Here is a 17,836-nt window from a genome sequence, read left to right on the forward strand (position 1 = left end):
CCGCCGAGGGCATCGTCGTGCCGGAGGAGCTCGTGGGCCAGGCCGGTCCGTCTGAGGGCTACGCGGGGTACGTGCCCGAGCCGACGGAGTTCGAGCAGATGCAGCAGTTCGCCGACACCATCTCGGCGCAGCTCGGCGACTCCGGGCTCGCGGCCGCCGTCGAGTTCGAGATCGAAGACCGCGGGCTCGTCGTGAAGCTCACGGGCGTCGACACGTTCTTCGACGGCAACTCGGCCCGGCTGCGACCCGACGCGCTCGACGTGCTCAACGCGATCGGTCCCGGCCTCGCCGCGTCCGGGCGCGACCTCGCCATCGAGGGTCACGCCGATCCGCGTTTCAACCCCGCGCCCTACAGCTCCACGTGGGAGCTCGCCGCCGCTCGGGCGACGAGCGTGCTGCGGCACCTCGTCGAAGTGTCCGGGATGCCGGGCAGCAAGATCTCGGGAACGACCTTCGGCTCGGCGCGTCCGAGCAGCAACGGGGATCCCGCACTCAACCGCCGCGTGGACATCGTGGTGCTGACGACCGACCCGGAGGGGCTCGCCCAGCAGCTCGCCGAGTCGGGAGAGTCGTCGACGGTGGGGGCCGCGACGACGGGTTCGGCGTCCGGGGGGACGCCGGACCGCGGGTCGGGCTCGGGGGAGCCCGACCCCCACTCGGGAGAGGGGACGGGATCCGGCCACTGAAACACGTGCCCCGTGGAGCCCGTCCACTGAAAGGGGGGTACCCCGTCCTCTAACGCCGCGTTCGGATACGCCGACTGTCCCTGCCATGACGGTCGTGGTGGCGGAGCTGACGGATGCGGGTACCCCCGCGCCCGAGCCGTACGACTTCCGCCGCCCGGCAGCCATCCCGCGCGACCGCGTGCGCCGCCTCGAGGACGCGTTCGACGTGTTCGCGAACCGTTGGTCGACCACGCTCGGCGCCCGCCTGCACGGCGAGGTCACCGTCGAGTCGACCGGCGTGGCCGTGCTCGACTACCGCGAGATCGTCGACCGCCTCGGCGACGACGACGCGCTCGTGGTGTGCGCCGTGCCCGGCGCCGACGCCCGCGGCCTGCTCCGGATCCCGGTGCCGGCTCTGCTCGGCTGGGTCACCCGCATGCTCGGCGCCGCGCCTGCCGCGACCGCGACCCCGACCCCGACCGCGATTCCGACCCCGACCGCGATTCCGACCCGCACGACGCTCACGGCGATCGAGCAGTCGGTCGTGCGTCTCATGCTCGAGGGCGCCTTCGACGACCTCCGCTACGCCTTCACCGGCTTCCTGCCGATCGACCTCTCGATCGTGTCGTTCCCGCCGGCGCCCCGGCTCGCCTCGGCCGCGCGTCCCGACGACGCGATGCTCGTCGCGACCTTCGCGGTGAGCGTCGACGGACGCCGTACGACCGTCGCGCTGGCGCTCCCCGCGGTCGCCGTGACCCCGGGGGCCGAGGAGCACGCCGCGCCCGCCGCCGACGACCCGGCCGCGCTGCTGCGCGCCCAGGTCACGACCGTCCCCGTCGACCTCGCTCTGCGTCTGCGTCCGGCCGCGGTCAGCCCCGCCACCGTCCTGGGCCTCGCCGTCGGCGACGTGCTCACCCTTCCCCACGCCCAGCACCGTCCGCTCGACCTCGCCGTCGACGGGCAGGTCGTGGCGCACGCCGCGATCGGCACGCAGAGCGGGAATCTCGCCTGTGTCGTCGTCGACCTCGAGGAGACCGAATGACCACGCACATCGACACCGTCGCCGGGATCGAGGAGCGGCTCGTCACGGCGCTCGCGCCGGCGCTCCCGACCGCCGAGGCCGTCATCGCCGAACCGCTCGTCGGTTCACCCGAGGTTCCCGCGGAAGCCGTCGCCGTCGCGGCGACCTTCGTCGGCGCCCGGTCGGCCGACTTCGTGCTCGTCCTCGCCGACGGCGCACTGCTGGCGGATGCCGCGGGCGCCGAGAACGGTCGCGTCACCGCGGCCGACGTGCTACGTCCTGCCCTCGAGGCGGCGGCCGCGCCGCTCGGCGCGGGCGTCGTCGCCGAACCGCGCGAGGTTCCCGCCGCGACGGCGCTGGCGGACGCCGGGCGCGTCGCGTACGAACTCCGCGCCGGCGGCCGTGTCGTCGGCTGGTTCGGCGTCACCGTCCGCAGCGCCGCCGAGCCCGGCACCGCCACCGCGGAGGCCGTCGACTCGCGCCTCGGCCGCATCTCGAACGTCGCGATGGACCTCACCGTCGAGCTCGGTCGCGTGCGCATGAGCGTGCGCGAGGTGCTCGCGCTCGAGCCGGGCGCGGTCATCGAGCTCGACCGCTCGGTCGGGGCGCCCGCCGACGTGCTGCTGAACGGCCGCCCGATCGCCCGCGGAGAGGTCGTCGTCGTGGATCAGGACTACGCGGTGCGCATCACGCGCATCCTCGACCCGGAGGAGAACGTCTGATGGAGACCCTCTTCCTCGCCCTCCGCGTGCTCGTCGCGCTCGGCGCCGTGCTCGGCCTCATCTGGTTCGTGCAGCGCAAGGTGACCCGCGGCTCGAAGAAGTCGGCGATCGCGAGCCGCTTCGGCGGCGGCGCGAAGCGCCCCATCCAGGTCCTCGGCAGCCACCGCCTCACGGCGAAGGCGTCGATCACCGTCGTCGAGATCGACGGCGTCAAGCTCGTGCTCGGGGTCACCGAGCAGGGCATCTCCGTCCTCGAGCCGGCCCCCGCCGCGCCCGTGGTCCTCGCGACGACCCCCGTCGCCGCGACGATCGCCGAACCCGCGGCGATCGACTCCGAAAGCGACCCGACCCAGGTCGCTGCGCCGGCCGAGGACGCCCTTGCCTCGGCCGGCGTCGCCACTCCGGCCCCCGTCGACTTCGCCGCCGTCTTCCGCGAGGCCCTCGACGAGGCCTCCGCGGCGCCCGCCGTCAGCACGGTCGTCGACGCCTCGGTGACGAATGAGGAGCACGTCGCTCCCCGTCGCCGTCGCCGGATGACCGTCCCGGCTCTGCGTGAGCAGCTTCTGCCGCACATGACGCGCACGCTCGCCGGCGCGATCGGAATCCGGGTCGCGGATGCGCCGAGCGTCCCCGCGGAGCCCGCCACGGCATCCGTTCTTCCCGTTCAGAACCACGCGACCACCGCGACGTCCGCGCTCGCCGCGTTCCTCAGCAACAGCACGCCCGAGAAGAAGGTCAAGGACTACTCCACGGCGACCCCGCTCGCCGCCAACCTCCCCGTCCTGCAGCGCGCCTCGTAACGCATGAACGACACTGACGACCTCGGGGGCATCCTCGACGGTCTCCTGGGGAGCGGAACCGCGGCGAGCAACGGCGAGCCGTCGACGAGCGTCGTCGTGCTCATCGGCATCACGCTGCTGTCGGTCGCGCCGGCCCTGCTGCTCATGATGACGGCGTTCACGAAGATCTTCGTGGTGCTCTCGATGACGCGCAACGCGCTCGGGCTCACCACCGTGCCGCCGAACCAGGTGCTCGCGGGTCTCACGCTCTTCCTGTCGCTCTTCATCATGTGGCCGGTGCTCACGGAGGTGAACACCCTCGCGGTGCAGCCCTACCTCGACGGCTCGCTGTCGTTCGGCGGGGCTGTGGATGCCGCCCTCCAGCCGCTCAGCCAGTTCATGCTCGCCCATACGCGCGAGGAGGATCTGGCGCTCATGAGCCGCGCCGCGGGCGTCGAGAACCCGGCGAACGCGGGTGAGGTGCCGATCCAGACCCTCATCCCGGCGTTCATGATCTCGGAGCTCCGCGCGGCTTTCATCATCGGGTTCGTCATCTTCGTGCCGTTCCTCGTGATCGACCTCGTCGTCTCGGCGGCGCTGATGGCGATGGGCATGATGATGCTCCCGCCCGTCATGGTGTCGCTGCCGTTCAAGATCCTGCTCTTCGTGCTCGTCGACGGTTGGGGCCTGCTCGTCACCAACCTCGTGGGGAGCTACACCGTCTGATGGATGCCGCCTCCGTTCTCGACCTCGCCCAGGACGCCCTCATCGTCGCGGCGAAGCTCGGCGCTCCGATCCTCATCACGGCGCTCGTCGTCGGCTTCGCGATCTCGCTCGTGCAGTCGATCACGCAGATCCAGGAGGTGACGCTCTCGTTCGTGCCGAAGGCCGTCGCGGTCGCGATCGCGATGATCGTCTGCGGCCAGTGGATGATCGCCGAGATGGTGTCGTTCACGACCGACCTGTTCTCCCGCATCCCGGCTCTCGTCGGCGGGGCGTGAGGGGCGGACGATGGGCTGGATCGAGGCTGTCGCGCTCGCGGGGGTGCGGGTGACCGCGTTCGTCGTGATCGCTCCGCCGTTCAGCCACAACGCCATCCCGATGCGCATCAAGGCCATGCTCGGCATCGGACTCGGGGTCGCGGTGGCCCCGCGCGTCACCGACCAGTACGTCTCGCAGGAGATCGGCGCGTTCCTGATGGCGCTCACCGGCGAGCTCGTCGTCGGCCTCGCGCTCGGTTTCCTCGTCATGCTCGCGTTCTCGGCGGTGCAGTCGGCCGGCGCGATGATCGACCTGTTCGGCGGCTTCTCGCTCGCGCAGGGCTTCGACCCGATGTCGCAGGTCAACGGCGCGCAGTTCTCGAAGCTCTTCCACCTCGTCGCCCTCGCGCTGCTGTTCGTCACCGACGGCTACCAGCTCGTACTCGGCGGACTGTTCCGCTCGTTCGGGGCGATCCCCGTCGGCTCCGGGCTCGACATGCCCGCCACCGGTGAGCTCATGCTCGGCGGGCTCGGGCAGATGTTCCTCGCGGCGCTGCAGATCGCGGCGCCGCTCATCGTCGTGCTCTTCCTCGCGGATGCCGGGCTCGGCCTGCTCACGCGCGTCGCGCCCGCGCTCAACGCCTTCGCGCTCGGCTTCCCGCTCAAGATCCTGCTGACCATCGTCTTCGCGGGCGTCGTCGTCTCGGCACTGCCCGGGATCGTCGAGGCCCTCACCGACGACGCCGTCCAGACGATCCTGGGGGTGAGGTAGCCGTGAGCGACACCACCGGAGAACGCACCGAGAAGGCCTCCCCGCGCAAGCTCAAGGAGGCCCGGCAGAAGGGCTCGATCGGCACGTCGCGCGATCTCGGCGCGTGGGTCGGGGTCGCCGCGGCCGCCGCGACGTTCGCGACCGTCGGTCAGGCGACCGCCGACGCCGCGGGCGCCGTGCTCCTGCGCCTGCGCGACGTCATCGCCGACCCCGAACCGGAGCTCGCGGTGGCGATCGCGACCGACGCGCTCGACTCGATCATCCCCGCGCTCGCCCCGATGCTCGGCATCGTCGTCATCGCGGCGATCGCGTCCGTCGCGGCGCAGGGCGGCATCCATCTGCGCTCGCCGCAGGCGTCGCTGCGCAACTTCGACCTCGTCGCCGGCCTCAAGCGGATGTTCGGCCTCCAGGCGCTCTGGGAGGGCGGCAAGGGTCTGCTGAAGACCACGGTCATCGGCCTCGTGCTGTTCATGGTCGTGCAGTCGCTCGTGCCGGTGCTCATGAGCGCGGGCCGCCTGTCGCTCGCCGCGGTGCTCGACACGGCCGCCGGCGGGGTGACGCTGCTGCTGCAGGCCGCCGTCGTCGCGGGTCTCGTGCTCGCCCTCGTCGACGTGCTCGTCGTCAACCGTCGCAACCGCAAGCACACCTTCGTCACGAAGAAGGAGGCGCGCGACGAGCACAAGAACACCGACGGCGACCCGCTCGTGAAGGGGCAGCGCCGCAGCCGGCAGCTCGCGATGAGCCGCAACCGGATGATCGCGGCCGTCGGTACGGCGGATGTCGTGCTGCTCAACCCGACGCACCTCGCGGTCGCCGTGAAGTACGAGCCGGGCCGCTCGGCGCCGCGCGTCGTCGCGAAGGGGGCCGACCACGTCGCGACCCGCATCCGCGAGAAGGCGACCGAGAACGGCGTGCCGATGATCGAAGACCTGCCGCTCGCGCGCGCGGTCTACGCGGCCTGCGACGTCGGCCAGGAGATCCCGGTCGAGCTCTACACCGCGATCGCGCGCCTGCTCGCGTTCGTCGCGTCCCTGACCCGTCGCGGCTCGGCCCGCGGCATCCATCGTCCCCTGCGCTCGTTCAGCGCAGCCGCCTGACCCGTCCCGAGGAGAATCCCGTGCGTAGGAACTGGCCCACCCTGGCCGTGCCGGTCGGCATCGTCGGCATCGTCGTGCTGCTCGTCGTGCCGATCCCGGCCGCGCTGCTCGACGTGCTGATCATCGTCAACATCATGCTCGCGCTCGTCATCCTGCTGACGAGCATGTTCGTGAAGAAGCCGCTCGACTTCTCGATCTTCCCGTCGCTGCTGCTCGTCGCGACCCTGTTCAGGCTCGGGCTCAACGTCGCCTCGACGCGCCTCGTGCTCGGCGACGGCTTCGCCGGTCAGGTCATCGAGGCGCTCGGCCACGTCGCGGTGGGCGACTCGCTCATCATCGGCGCCGTGATCTTCCTGATCCTCGTCGTCATCCAGTTCGTCGTCGTCACGAAGGGCGCCGAGCGCGTCGCCGAGGTCGGCGCGCGCTTCACCCTCGACGCCATGCCGGGCAAGCAGATGGCGATCGACGCCGACCTCAACGCGGGCGCGATCACCGAGGAGCAGGCGCGCGCCCGCCGCGCCGAGATCTCGGCCGAGGCCGACTTCTACGGCGCGATGGACGGCGCCTCGAAGTTCGTCAAGGGCGACGCGATCGCGGGCATCATCATCATCATCGTCAACGTCGTCGGTGGCATCGCGATCGGGATGCTGCAGCGCGGGATGGCGGTCGAGGAAGCCCTCGACACCTACGCGATCATGACGATCGGTGACGGGCTCGTCACGCAGATCCCGGCGCTGCTGCTGGCCGTCGCGACGGGTGTCATCGTCACGCGCTCCAACGCCGAGGCCGACATGGGCACGACGACGTCGGCGCAGCTCACCCAGTCGCACATCGCCGTGACGATCGCCGGGGCCGCGGCGATCGTGCTCGGGCTCATCCCGGGCATGCCGATCCTGCCGTTCGCCGTCGTCGGACTGACGCTCATCATCCTGGGACGCCGCCTCGCGGCGCTCAAGAAGCGGCGCGAGCTCGAGGCCGTCGACGCCGTGCGCACCGCCGAGGACGAGGCGCCGAAGGACGGCCCCGAAGATCTCATCGAGCAGATGCGCGTGCACGCTCTCGAGATCCAGCTCTCGCCCGACCTCGTGCCGATCGCATCGGGCTCCGACGACCTGCTCGGCCGCGTGCGGGCCCTGCGGCGCCGTCTCGCGATGGAGCTCGGCATCGTCGTGCCGCCCGTGCGGACCCGCGACAACGTCGAGCTGCCGCTCTCCACCTACGTGATCCGCGTCGCGGGCGTCGAGGCCGGTCGCGGTACGGCGCCGGTCGGCCGGGTGCTCGCGCTCGGCGAGCACCTCGACGCCCTGCCGGGCACCGAGACGGTCGACCCGGTGTTCGGCATGGCCGGCAAGTGGGTGCCCGTCGAGATGCGCCACGGGGCCGAGATGGCGGGGGCCACGGTCATCGATCGCGTCTCGGTCATCATCACGCACCTGTCGGCGATCATCTCGTCGCACGCCCCGCGGCTGCTGTCGCGCGAGGACGTGCGCGTGCTCACCGACGGTGTCAAGCAGATCAACCCCGCCGCGGTCGACGAGCTCGTCCCGTCGCTGCTCTCGCTCGCGGAGGTGCAGCGCGTGCTGCAGGGGCTGCTCGCGGAGCGCGTGCCGATCAACGACCTCGGCCGCATCTACGAGGCGCTCGCGCTGCGGGCGAAGGTCTCGAACGACCCCGACGGCCTCATCGAGGCGGCGCGTGCCGCGCTCGGCCCGGTCATCGCTCAGCCGCACCTCGAGGGCGGACGCCTGCACGTCGTCATGATCGAGCCGCTGCTCGAGCAGGCGATGCTGGAGGCGCTGCGCCCCTCCGAGTTGGGCGCCCAGATCGTGTTCGACCCCGCGCGGCTCGAAGCCGTCATCACGTCGCTCGGCGGCATCGTCGAGCAGGCCCGCCTGTCGGGCACGCAGGTCGCGCTCGTCTGCGCCCCCGCGTTGCGCCCCGCCGTGCGCCGCCTCGTGTCGACGTCGCGCGACGGGCTCCCCGTGCTGTCGTACCAGGAGGCTGCGGCCGCGCAGACTCCGATCGAGACCGTGGGGGTGGTGCGTGTCCTGGATCCGATTGCGGTGTGACCCGGCCCGGCTGGGCGACCCGCGCGCGCACGTGCGGGAGTTGCACGGACCGTCGGCCCGCCTCGTGCGCATCGACGAGGTGCGGGTCGGCGGGATCGCGGGGTTCTTCGCGCGCCGCTACCTCGATCTCGTGGTGGAGCTGCCCGAACCCGACCTGCGTGCCTTCGGGGCGGACACCCTCGACGAGGGCGGCGTCGGCCCCGAACCGGAGCGCCTCTCGACCGAGGGGGCCGGCTTCGGCCTCGTGCTCGGCGACCTCGAGTCGATGCTCGCGACGCGTCGCCCGCTCGGCCGCGGTGCCGCGGTGCCGCGCATCTCGGTGCTGCGCCGCGCTCCCGGCGACCTCGTCATGATCGCGGGTCTGCTCGGTGAGGCGCTGCCCGTCGCGGCGCACCTCGCGGGCGCGACCGGCATCCTGCGCATCGGCGGTGGGCTCGAGTCGCGCGCCGCGGGCCGCATCGACGACCGTCGGGGTGCCGTGCTGCAGAAGGCGGAAGCCGAGGATGCCGGGCTGCCGGTGTTCCTCGCCTGGGGGCTCGGTTCGGGCGACCCGGCCCACGTCGCGGCCGACAACCGCGTGCGGCAGATCGCCCCCGACAAGCTGTGGGTCGTGATCGACCCCGCCCGCAAGCACGACGACACGAAGGCCTGGGTCGCGGCGCTCGCCCGGCACCGGCCGGTCGACGCCTACCTGCCGCTCGCCGGGCCGCACACCGCCTCGGCGGGGACCGTCGGACTCCTCGGCCTGCCTCGAGGCGAACCGGGGGCCGTCGGCTAAAGTGACGCCATGCTGGTGGTCACGCGGAAGAAGGGCGAGAAGGTCCTCATCGGCGATGACATCGTCGTGACGATCATCGACGTCCGCCGTGACGGCGTGCGCGTCGGGGTGGATGCTCCGCGCGGCATCCGCATCCAGCGTCACGAGGTCGTCGAGGCGCTCGCGGTCGCGAACGCCGAAGCCGCCGGCTCCGTCGACGAGGGCACCGAGGCCGCTCTCGCGCAACTGCTCGGCGCCCGCGCTCGCCCCGAGGGCGACTCCGCCGCATCCTGAGCAGCCGTTCTCCCATCCTGCCGCGGTCAGGGCCCGAGTTCGCTTTCCGTTTTCAGGACTTCGTGTGGCAGAAGTCGACTCCTGCATCCTCGCCGCCCACTCCCGTCAACTCCTGTCGCAGGAAGTCCTGAAAACGCGAAGCGGGGACGGCCGGCACGTCGCGCGCTCTCGCGGCGTACGCTGGTGTCAACAAAGTTGACACCGCCCCACGGCGGCGAGAGGAGACGGATCGATGGAGATCGCAGGCAAGGTGTTCGTCGTCACGGGCGGCGGCAACGGGATCGGGCGCGAGGTCGTGCTGGAGCTGCTGCGCAAGGGCGGCCGGGTCGCGGCCCTCGACCTGAGCGACACGGGGCTCGCCGAGACGGCGCAGCTCGCGGGCGCGGGCGACCGGCTCAGCACGCACGTCGTGAACATCGCCGATCGGAAGGCCGTCGAGAAGCTGCCCGCGGCCGTCACGAAGGCGCACGGCCAGGTCGACGGGCTCGTCAACGTCGCCGGCATCATCCACAGGTTCATCCCGATCAGCGACCTCTCGTTCGAGGACATCGAGCGCGTGATGAACGTCAACTTCTGGGGCACGGTCAACACGGTGAAGACGTTCCTGCCCGCGCTGAAGGAGCGCCCCGCGGCGAGCATCGTCAACGTCTCGAGCATGGGTGCGCTCGTGCCGTTCCCGGGGCAGAGCGCCTACGGCGCCTCGAAGGCCGCCGTGAAACTGTTCACCGAGGGGCTCTACGCCGAGTTGCGCGGCACGACCGTGGCCGTCACCGTGGTGTTCCCCGGCGCCGTCGGCACCAACATCACCGGCAACTCGGGCGTGCAGATGCCGGGTGCGGCGACCGCAGAGAACAGCGGCGGCAGGAAGATGACGACGGCGGCCTCGGCGGGTGCGCAGATCGTCGCCGCCATCGAGAGGGGCCGGTACAAGCTGCGGATCGGCAGCGACGCGAAGCTGCTCGACCGGCTCGCGCGGCTCATGCCGCAGCGCGCGACCGCGATCATCGCCGACCAGATGGCGAAGATGATCAAGTAGGAGCCCGGCGCGGTCGCTGGCTAGACTTCCGCCGTCATGACGCGGCCGAGCAGCGAACTCGTCGGCGCGCTCGCCGTGCTCGTTCTCGCGACCGGCGTCGCGGCGATCACCGTCGTGTCGCTCGTCTCCGGCGGACCCGAGTCCGGACCGCGGTTGTCGGCGCCGTTCGCGACGGGCGAGACGTGGGAAGCCTGCGGCGACGGTCCCGAACTCGAGCTCGCCCGCGAGTGCGCCCCGTCGGCGCGGGTGTCGGGCGGCGCCGAACTCCGATCGCCGGCCGAGGCACTGGTCAGCGACGTCGACGACGGCGTCTGCCTCGACCTCGACGACGGTGGCTCGGTGCGCCTCGCCCCGGTCGACGCGACCGTGACCGTGGGCGACCGGGTGGCGACGGGCGACCCGCTCGGAACCGTCGCGGGCGAGAGGGTGCGGTTCGCGGCCTGGTCGGGATCGGGTTGCTCGGGCGACCGGGTGCCGTTCGACGACGCCCACGGCACCCGGCTGCTCTGCGCACCCGACGACCCGGGTGTCGTCGTCGCCTGCCCGGTCGGGATGCTGGGTGGCGTCGACCTGCAGGCCGCGTGCGACGCCCAGTACCCCGACGAGCATCGCGTCGCCGTCACGCGCGAGCCGGCGAGCGCCTACACCTGGGTGTGCGAGAGCCCGGCGGGGGAGCGCGGCGACATCGAGGTGAGCGCCGAATGCTCGCGGCTGTTCGGCCTCGACGTGCGGGCCGTCGCCACCGACCCGGGTGACCCCTACTCCTGGGTCTGCGAGCGTCGAGGCGCGGACTCCGCCTCGACGCCGAGCAGCGCCGCGGAGAGCTCGCGACCTGCGGGGGAGCCGAAGGTCTCGTCATCGAGCGCCGCGACGTCGCCGCGCAGCCGGTCGAGCAGGGTCGAGCCGGCGGGCGTGACGACGATCTGGGCCGGGAGGCCGCCCGGTCCGAGCCCGGCGCGGGCCCAACCCGACTCGACGAGAGCGCGCACGATCGTGCCGACGCCGCGCTCGGTGGTGCGGGCCCCGCGGGCGAGGTCGGGGAGGGAGAGTCCGGGCGTCGTCGCGATGCGCTGCAGCACGGCGTACTTGCGCAGCGTGAGGGAGTGCGGCTCGAGCAGTGCGGCGAGGCGTACCTCGACGTCGCGTGCGAACGTGACGAGGGCGACGGCGGGGCTGAAGACCGGCTCGCCGGCGTTGTCGTCCACCATCAGCGACCGGCGTAGCGCGCGAGGTCGTCGGCGTCGCGCGCCCGGTTCTGCGCGCGCCGTGCGGCGTCGAGCGCGGCGACCGGATCGGCCTCGTTCTCGGCGAACTGCAGCTCGCGCTTGGCTTCGGCGAGCTTCGAGCGCGAGCCCGCGCCGCCGCCGTGCGAGCCGATGAAGTCCTCGACCGCGCTGATCTGGGTGCGGGCGGAGAGGAGGGCGCCACCCAGCGCGGCTCGCGCCCCCTCGAGGCGGCGCTGCTGGTTGCGCGCCGTGGCGACCGCGACGTCGAGGGCGTCGCCGGCATCCACGAGGCGGTCGAGCTCGGCGACCGGATCGCGTCGTCCCGACTTCTCGACGGCGACCAGTTCGCGTTCGAGCTCGCCGATCGCGTCGTTGACGACCGCCGACGAGTCGGGGTCGGGGGGAGCGTCGCGCAGCCCCCGCGCGTCGTCGAGGGCGGCCTGCTGTTCGGCGGCGAGCGAGCGGATGCCGTCCACCGCGGCGGCGAGCTCGTCCCGCCGGTGCTCCACGGCATCGAGGAATGCGGCCGCGTCGCGACCCCGCTGCCGCGCCGTCGTGAGCGACTCGGTGACCGCGGTGACACGGCTGGCGGCGATCGCCGCATCGGCCTCGTCGGCGGCCGCCCGTGCCTCGGCGAGCGCCTCCCGTGCGGCCTCGACGTTGCCCGCGACCGGGGCGACGGCCGTCTCGACGTAGGCCCTGCTCAGGTCGGCGAGTACGGCGCGTGTGGGCTCGAGCCGGGCCTCGACGGCGGTGAGCAGCTCGCGGATCAACTTGAGCGTCTCGGGGGCGTCGGCCTCGCTGCGTCGGAGCTCGGTGAAACGCCGCGCCTCGGCCTCGACGGTCTCACGGGCGCGGTCGGCGAGTGCGCGGATGCTCTTCGCCCAGTCTTTGCGGCGTCGCTCACCCTCCGGCTCCGCGTCGTCGAGTCGGTTCTGCAGCACGAACGCCTTCTCGAGGTCGCTCCGGGCCGCCTCGAGCGCGCGGGCGAAGTCGCGCGTGCGGTCCTCACCGAACTGGGCGACCGCGAACGCCAGATCGTCGGCCGCCGCACGCACCGCCTCGTCGGCGCGGACGAGGGAGACGCCGGCATCCGTGCGGCCCGGAAGCGGCGCCGAGGCGGTGCGACGCGCCCGGCGGCGGAGCAGCACGACGCCGACGACGGTCAACGCGGCGAAGGCGACGCCGACGGTTCCGCCGACGAGTCCCACGAGAGTCGCGAAGTCGGGCGCCACGAGCCCGATTCTAGGGCTGGGAAACCGCAGAACGTGAGGCGCGGGTTGAGTGCCGCGCCCCCGGCGCGGTGTATCGAAACTCCGAAGAGCCTCCCCGATTTCCCGGACCTCCCGACTTATCGTGGCGATGTGCGGCATGCCGATCGGCGGGAGGACGACCTCGGAATGGACGAGGAAGTGTTCGATGCTGCCGTGGACGCGCCCGCGCTGACCCCGGTGGAACCCGACTGGCGCCGCGGCGACCCTGCGGCGCCCGTGCGCGAGCACTGGAGGTCGGAGCTCTCCGGCGTGGGCGGACGCTCGCCGCTGTTGCACTTCGTCGACGACGCGACCACGCGGCTCGAGCTCTCGACGACGCACCCGGGCGGCCTCGCGCGCTTCATCACCGGGGCGAGCACCTTGCTGTCACAGCTCATCCGTGACGACGTCGCCCTGCGTGCCGCACGACTCGCCGCCGACCGGATCGCCGCGAAGGGGCTCGAACTCTCGAGCACGCGCGGGATCGACGCCATCCGTCTCGGCATCGGGGTGGCCACCTGGTCGGGGCCGGACGGCGACTACTGCGCCCCGATCCTGCTGCGTCCCCTGGCGCTGCGACGCTACGGGCGCGACGTCGAGCTCAAGCTGCGCGGAGAGGCGATGCTCAACCCGGCGCTCGCCCGCGTGCTCGAGCAGCAGTTCGGGATCGCGCTCGACCCGCGCGCGTTCGTCGCACTGAGCGACGCCGACGGCACCTTCAAGCCCAACGCCGTCATCGACCAGCTCCGCGCCCTCACCGGGCACCTCGACGGCTTCGGGGTGCAGCCGCGGCTCATCGTGTCGGCGTTCGCGGAAGTCGCGGAAGCTCTCGTCGCCGACGCCGTCGACCTCGAGCATCCCGTGCTCGACGCGCTCGCCGACAACGCGACCGCGAAGTGGGCCCTCGACGAGGGGCAGCGTCCCGTCGAGGTGATCGACGCCGACCAGCGCGACCCGTCGACCGACTCGCTGCTGCTCGACGCGGACGCCGAGCAGGAGCACGTGATCGCGCAGATCGCGGCGGGCAATTCGGTCGTCGTCACCACGATGCCCGGAACAGGTGGCACGCAGACCGTCGTCAACGCGCTCGGCGCGCTGATCGGACAGGGCAAGCGCGTGCTCGTCGTCAGCCCGCGGCGCGGGTCGCTCACCGGCATCTCGCGTCGCCTCACCGACATCGGCCTACCTGGGGTCGCCGTCTCGCCGCGCACGCTGCGCCGCGATCTGCTCCGCGCGATCACCCGCAACGAACGCGCCGCCGCGCCCGACGTGAGCGAGGTCGACGAGGCGCTCGTGCGGCTGCGCTCGGTGCTGCTCGACTACCGCGAGTCGCTCACGCGCACGGATGCCGTGCTCGGCGTCTCGGTACTCGACTGCGTGACCGAGCTGTCCCGCCTCGCGCTCCTGCCGCATCCACCCGCCACGACCGCGCGACTCGGTCGCGAGACCGTGCAGCGGCTCGCCGTCGACCGCGCGCCCGCCGCCTCGACGATGATCGAGGCCGCGAAGCTCGGCGAGTTCCGCTACGGCCCTGCCGACTCCCCCTGGTACGGCGCCGTCTTCGCGTCCGGGGATGCCGCCGCCTCGGCGCACCTCCTCGCGAAGCGCCTGCACGGCGAGGCGGTGCCGTGGCTGCTCGTGCGCGCGCAGGAGCTCATCGGGGCGACCCGCATGCGGCCGTTCGAGACGATCGCCGAGCTCGGGGTCTATCTGCGTCTGCTGGCCGACATCCGCGACACCCTCGACCGTTTCGTGCCCGCCGTGTTCGACCGTTCGCTCGCCGAGCTGGTCGCGGCGACCGCGCCGCGTCGCGAGACGCCCGAGATGAGCGCGGGCGACCGTCGCCGACTCACGCACCTCGCGAAGGAGTATGTGCGCCCCGGGATGCACGTGCGCGACCTGCACGCCTCCCTCGACGCGATCCAACGCCAGCGCATCCTGTGGCAGCGCTTCGTCGCCGCGGGGGTCACGCCGGAGGTGCCCACCGGGATCTCCGAGGTGCAGGCGGCGTGGACGCAGGTCGCGGCCGACCTCGAGTCGCTCGACGCGCCGCTCGGCCGTACGACGCGCGAGACGTCGCTGCTCGGGCTGCCGCTGCACGAGCTCGGCCAGGTGCTCGGCGGTCTCGCCGCGGACTCCGACGCGCTCGCGAACCTTCAGGAGCGCGCGGAGCTCGTCGGCGTGCTGCGGGCCCTCGACCTCGACGCCCTCATCGCCGACCTCGCCAACCGCCACGTGCCCGAGGACGGGGTCGCCGCCGAGCTCGAACTCGCCTGGTGGCGCAGCGCCCTCGACGCCCTGCTCGAGAACGACCGCGCCCTGCTCGGGGCGAAGACCGACGTGCTCGAGCGGCTCGAAGCCGATTTCCGTCTCGTCGACGAGGCGCACGTCGCAGGGAGCGCGCAGGGTCTCGCCCACCGGCTCGCGGAAGGCTGGAAGATCGGGCTGCTCGACTGGCCCGACGAGGCGGGTGCGCTCAAGGCCGCGCTGCGCTCGGAGGACGTGGCCGCCGCCGACCTGCAGCGGGCAGCCCCGCACCTGTCGCGCGCCCTCGCGCCGGTGTGGCTCGCCTCGCCGTACGAGATCGACGCCGTTCCGGGCGACATGAGCTTCGACGCCGTGCTGCTCGTCGACGCCGGCACGCTCACGGTGGCGGAGAGCGTCGGCGCGATCCGCCGGGCCAAGCAGGTCGTCGCGTTCGGCGATCCCGTCATCCAGACGCCGTCGGCGTTCACGACCGGCCTCGTGGCGACCGAGGACGAGGAGCCGCGGCCCGACTCGCGCACCCTCGAAGAGCTGCACGCGCGCTCGGCGATGGCGCGGCTCGCGCAGATCCTCCCGACGCTCGTGCTCACCCGGTCGTACCGCGCCGGCGGCGAGGACCTCGCCGAGCTCGTCAACCGCCGCTTCTACGGCGGCGCCATCGACGCCCTGCCGTGGGCGGGCTCGTTCCTCGGGCACGGCAGTCTCGTGCTCGAGTACGTCGAAGACGGCACCGGACTGCCCGACGCCGTGACCGGCGCGGTCGAGAGCGTGGATGCCGAGGTGCGTCGCGTCGTCGAGCTCGTGATCCAGCACGCGACGTCGCGTCCGCAGGAGTCGCTCATGGTCGTGACGGCGAGCGACAAGCACGCCGCGCGGGTGTGGAAGGCGATCGCCGAGGCGATGTCGGGGCGGCCCGAGCTCACCGACTTCGTGCTGAGCGACCGTGCCGAGCCGTTCGACGTGCTGCCGATCGCGCAGTCGACGGCGCAGAGCCGCGACCGCGTCGTGTTCTCCGTGGGTTACGGCCGCACTCCGCACGGACGCGTGCTCTCCGACTTCGGTCCGCTCGGCAAGCCGGGTGGTGAGCGACTGCTCGCGGTCGCGATGACCCGGGCGCGCCGGTCGCTCTGCATCGTCACGTGCTTCCGTCCGGCGGACATCGACGACGGCCGCCTCGGTCACGGCGCCATCGCGCTCGCCGAGATCCTCGAGGAGGTGGCCGCGCGCCGCGCGTCGGAGCCGCTGCCCGACGACTCCGACCCGATGCTCGTCGACCTCGCCCGCCGCCTCGAACTGCGCGGCCTGCGCGTCGCCCTCGGCCACCGCGGAAAGCTCGGCCTCGTCGCCGCGAACGGCGGCATGTGCGTCGTCGTCGAGACCGACACCGTGCTGATCGGCCGGTCGCTGCGCGAGTCGCTCCGGCTGCGCCCCGAGGTGCTGCGCCGTCTCGGCTGGCACTACGCGCGCGTGCACGCCTTCGAGCTGTTCAGCGATCCGGATGCCGTGGCCGACCGCATCGCGCGGCTCGCCGGCGTGCAGGTCGCGACCATCACGCAGGAGATCCCGGTCATTGCCGGACACTGAGTCCGACCCGCCCGCACCGCTCCCGCCGCCGCGGCGGAAGCACCGCCGCGCGCGCACCGAACAGCCGCCGGGGAGCGACCCGTTCCCGATCGAGGAGCCCGACCGTCACGCCGAGGGTGAGAACGACGCCCGCCTGCGCGGCGACGTCCCCCCGCACTACTGACCATCTCGGTGGTCGAGTAGCGCCGCAGGCGCGTGTCGAGACCACATGCGGAGGTCTCGACACGGCCGCTGCGCGGCCTACTCGACCACCGAGTCGCTACTTCTGCTGGGCGCGGAGCAGGTCGCGGATCTCGGTGAGCAGCTCCTGCTCGGTGGGCACCTTCTCGGCCTCGACGACGGGCTCGTCCTTCTTCTTGCGCCCGAACGGGTTCTTGCGCAGGTAGTTCATCGGCACGATGAGCGCGAAGTAGACGACGGTCGCGACGAGCAGGAACTGGATGAGCGCGGAGATCACGCGGCCCCAGGCGAGCACGATGCCGTCACCGGCGTCGGGGGAGCTGGGCTCGCGCAGCGTGATGCCTGCCGAGTTGAGGTCGTCGGCATTGAAGATCAGGGCGATGACGGGGTTGAACACGCCTTCGACGAGCCCGGTGACGATCCCCGTGAAGGCCGCGCCGATGACGACGGCGACCGCGAGGTCGATGACGTTGCCGCGAAGGATGAACTCCTTGAAACCCTTGAACACGGTTACTCCCCAACCCCCGGCATGTCTGTCAGCCCCGGCACATCTCTCAGAAGGTGACGACGCCCCCGGGCGTCACGACGCCGTTCACGGGCTGGTCGTGGCGCTCCTGCGGCACCGCGTCGACGAGCTCGTCGTCGAAGATCACAGCATAAACGGGAGGGCACTTCTCCATCGAGCCGAGGGTCTTGTCGAAGTACCCGCGTCCCCAGCCCATCCGCATGCCCGTGCGGTCGACCGCTGCGGCCGGCACGAGGATGAGGTCGACGTCGTTGATCGCGATCGGGCCGCGCAGTTCGGAGGTCGGCGTCGGCAACCCGAGCACGTCCTCGTCTTCCTCTTCGCCGTCGTAGGGCGCCCAGTCGAGCAGGCCGTCTTCGCGTGAGATCGGCAGCAGCACCTCGATGCCCTGCTCGAACGTCCACCGGAGGAAGGGCCGTGTGCCCGGCTCTTCGGGCAGCGAGAGGTAGGCGGCGATCGATCGCGCCCCCAGCTGGATCGTCAACTCGCTGAGCCGCCGTGTGAGCGAGGCGGCGTCCTGTTCGCGCTGCGTGCTGGTGCGGATGCGGCGACGCTCGCGCAGCTCGGCACGCAGCGCGCGCTTCTCGCTCTCGACATCCGGCACGCGACC

The 17,836-nt window shown here is 72.3% G+C and carries 19 protein-coding genes; 14 read left to right on the top strand and 5 right to left on the bottom strand.

Annotated features, from left to right (window positions below; all coding sequences use genetic code 11):
• From ACO1X9_RS10640 to ACO1X9_RS10695, 12 genes are all read left to right on the top strand, one after another.
• A partial coding sequence (locus tag ACO1X9_RS10640) for an OmpA/MotB family protein (protein ID WP_486350810.1) occupies window positions 1-686 on the top strand: 686 nt, incomplete at its 5' end.
• Between the two features lie 85 nt (window positions 687-771).
• A complete protein-coding gene (locus ACO1X9_RS10645; protein ID WP_486350811.1) occupies window positions 772-1,707 on the top strand; it encodes a FliM/FliN family flagellar motor switch protein in 936 nt (311 codons plus the stop codon).
• On the top strand, window positions 1,704-2,408 hold the full coding sequence (fliN, locus tag ACO1X9_RS10650) for a flagellar motor switch protein FliN (protein WP_486350812.1): 705 nt from the start codon (window positions 1,704-1,706) through the stop codon (window positions 2,406-2,408). The genes ACO1X9_RS10645 and fliN overlap by 4 nt, the downstream gene beginning before the upstream one ends.
• Window positions 2,408-3,208 (top strand): FliO/MopB family protein, encoded by an 801-nt coding sequence (locus ACO1X9_RS10655; RefSeq protein ID WP_486350813.1) that lies wholly within the window; start codon window positions 2,408-2,410, stop codon window positions 3,206-3,208. The genes fliN and ACO1X9_RS10655 overlap by 1 nt, the downstream gene beginning before the upstream one ends.
• 3 nt (window positions 3,209-3,211) lie before the next feature.
• On the top strand, window positions 3,212-3,913 hold the full coding sequence (gene fliP / locus ACO1X9_RS10660; protein ID WP_486350814.1) for a flagellar type III secretion system pore protein FliP: 702 nt from the start codon (window positions 3,212-3,214) through the stop codon (window positions 3,911-3,913).
• Complete coding sequence (fliQ, locus tag ACO1X9_RS10665) at window positions 3,913-4,188, top strand: flagellar biosynthesis protein FliQ (RefSeq protein WP_486350815.1); 276 nt, start codon at window positions 3,913-3,915, stop codon at window positions 4,186-4,188. Before fliP ends, fliQ begins: the two co-directional genes overlap by 1 nt.
• A 10-nt stretch (window positions 4,189-4,198) precedes the next feature.
• Complete coding sequence (fliR, locus tag ACO1X9_RS10670) at window positions 4,199-4,939, top strand: flagellar biosynthetic protein FliR (RefSeq protein WP_486350816.1); 741 nt, start codon at window positions 4,199-4,201, stop codon at window positions 4,937-4,939.
• Between the two features lie 2 nt (window positions 4,940-4,941).
• On the top strand, window positions 4,942-6,036 hold the full coding sequence (locus ACO1X9_RS10675) for an EscU/YscU/HrcU family type III secretion system export apparatus switch protein (RefSeq protein WP_486350817.1): 1,095 nt from the start codon (window positions 4,942-4,944) through the stop codon (window positions 6,034-6,036).
• 20 nt (window positions 6,037-6,056) lie between these two features.
• Window positions 6,057-8,105, top strand: coding sequence for a flagellar biosynthesis protein FlhA (locus ACO1X9_RS10680; RefSeq protein WP_486350818.1), 2,049 nt, complete (start codon window positions 6,057-6,059; stop codon window positions 8,103-8,105).
• The gene (locus ACO1X9_RS10685; RefSeq protein ID WP_486350819.1) at window positions 8,080-8,883 is read left to right on the top strand and encodes a hypothetical protein; all 804 of its coding nucleotides are present in this window, start codon (window positions 8,080-8,082) and stop codon (window positions 8,881-8,883) included. The genes ACO1X9_RS10680 and ACO1X9_RS10685 overlap by 26 nt, the downstream gene beginning before the upstream one ends.
• A gap of 9 nt (window positions 8,884-8,892) precedes the next feature.
• Window positions 8,893-9,156, top strand: coding sequence for a carbon storage regulator (locus tag ACO1X9_RS10690; RefSeq protein ID WP_486350820.1), 264 nt, complete (start codon window positions 8,893-8,895; stop codon window positions 9,154-9,156).
• A 232-nt stretch (window positions 9,157-9,388) separates the two neighbouring features.
• A complete protein-coding gene (locus ACO1X9_RS10695) occupies window positions 9,389-10,192 on the top strand; it encodes an SDR family NAD(P)-dependent oxidoreductase (RefSeq protein WP_486350821.1) in 804 nt (267 codons plus the stop codon).
• 20 nt (window positions 10,193-10,212) lie between these two features.
• Here the strand turns inward: ACO1X9_RS10695 and ACO1X9_RS10700 are convergent, their stop codons facing one another.
• From ACO1X9_RS10700 to ACO1X9_RS10710, 3 genes are all read right to left on the bottom strand, one after another.
• Complete coding sequence (locus tag ACO1X9_RS10700; protein WP_486350822.1) at window positions 10,213-10,815, bottom strand: hypothetical protein; 603 nt, start codon at window positions 10,813-10,815, stop codon at window positions 10,213-10,215.
• A gap of 135 nt (window positions 10,816-10,950) precedes the next feature.
• The gene (locus ACO1X9_RS10705) at window positions 10,951-11,400 is read right to left on the bottom strand and encodes a hypothetical protein (RefSeq protein WP_486350823.1); all 450 of its coding nucleotides are present in this window, start codon (window positions 11,398-11,400) and stop codon (window positions 10,951-10,953) included.
• The gene (locus ACO1X9_RS10710; RefSeq protein ID WP_486350824.1) at window positions 11,400-12,653 is read right to left on the bottom strand and encodes a hypothetical protein; all 1,254 of its coding nucleotides are present in this window, start codon (window positions 12,651-12,653) and stop codon (window positions 11,400-11,402) included. The genes ACO1X9_RS10705 and ACO1X9_RS10710 overlap by 1 nt, the downstream gene beginning before the upstream one ends.
• A 165-nt stretch (window positions 12,654-12,818) precedes the next feature.
• Between ACO1X9_RS10710 and ACO1X9_RS10715 the strand changes: the two genes are divergently transcribed.
• A complete protein-coding gene (locus tag ACO1X9_RS10715) occupies window positions 12,819-16,520 on the top strand; it encodes an AAA family ATPase (RefSeq protein WP_486350825.1) in 3,702 nt (1,233 codons plus the stop codon).
• A complete protein-coding gene (locus tag ACO1X9_RS10720; protein ID WP_486350826.1) occupies window positions 16,507-16,683 on the top strand; it encodes a hypothetical protein in 177 nt (58 codons plus the stop codon). The genes ACO1X9_RS10715 and ACO1X9_RS10720 overlap by 14 nt, the downstream gene beginning before the upstream one ends.
• Before the next feature lie 96 nt (window positions 16,684-16,779).
• Here the strand turns inward: ACO1X9_RS10720 and mscL are convergent, their stop codons facing one another.
• Both mscL and ACO1X9_RS10730 read right to left on the bottom strand, forming a co-directional pair.
• The gene (gene mscL, locus ACO1X9_RS10725; protein WP_486350827.1) at window positions 16,780-17,208 is read right to left on the bottom strand and encodes a large conductance mechanosensitive channel protein MscL; all 429 of its coding nucleotides are present in this window, start codon (window positions 17,206-17,208) and stop codon (window positions 16,780-16,782) included.
• Window positions 17,209-17,254: 46 nt separating this feature from the next.
• A complete protein-coding gene (locus tag ACO1X9_RS10730; RefSeq protein WP_486350828.1) occupies window positions 17,255-17,830 on the bottom strand; it encodes a 5-formyltetrahydrofolate cyclo-ligase in 576 nt (191 codons plus the stop codon).
• Window positions 17,831-17,836 lie beyond the last annotated feature (6 nt).

The sequence above is a fragment of the Pseudolysinimonas sp. genome, assembly GCF_057350545.1.

Bases quoted from the DNA above. Each gene is read 5' to 3' on its own strand.
- ACO1X9_RS10645 (WP_486350811.1), top strand. From the start codon at position 772: ATGACGGTCGTGGTGGCGGAGCTGACGGATGCGGGTACCCCCGCGCCC.
- ACO1X9_RS10690 (WP_486350820.1), top strand. From the start codon at position 8,893: ATGCTGGTGGTCACGCGGAAGAAGGGCGAGAAGGTCCTCATCGGCGAT.
- ACO1X9_RS10705 (WP_486350823.1), bottom strand. From the start codon at position 11,400: ATGGTGGACGACAACGCCGGCGAGCCGGTCTTCAGCCCCGCCGTCGCC.
- ACO1X9_RS10655 (WP_486350813.1), top strand. From the start codon at position 2,408: ATGGAGACCCTCTTCCTCGCCCTCCGCGTGCTCGTCGCGCTCGGCGCC.
- fliQ (WP_486350815.1), top strand. From the start codon at position 3,913: ATGGATGCCGCCTCCGTTCTCGACCTCGCCCAGGACGCCCTCATCGTC.
- fliR (WP_486350816.1), top strand. From the start codon at position 4,199: ATGGGCTGGATCGAGGCTGTCGCGCTCGCGGGGGTGCGGGTGACCGCG.
- fliN (WP_486350812.1), top strand. From the start codon at position 1,704: ATGACCACGCACATCGACACCGTCGCCGGGATCGAGGAGCGGCTCGTC.
- ACO1X9_RS10715 (WP_486350825.1), top strand. From the start codon at position 12,819: ATGGACGAGGAAGTGTTCGATGCTGCCGTGGACGCGCCCGCGCTGACC.
- fliP (WP_486350814.1), top strand. From the start codon at position 3,212: ATGAACGACACTGACGACCTCGGGGGCATCCTCGACGGTCTCCTGGGG.
- ACO1X9_RS10695 (WP_486350821.1), top strand. From the start codon at position 9,389: ATGGAGATCGCAGGCAAGGTGTTCGTCGTCACGGGCGGCGGCAACGGG.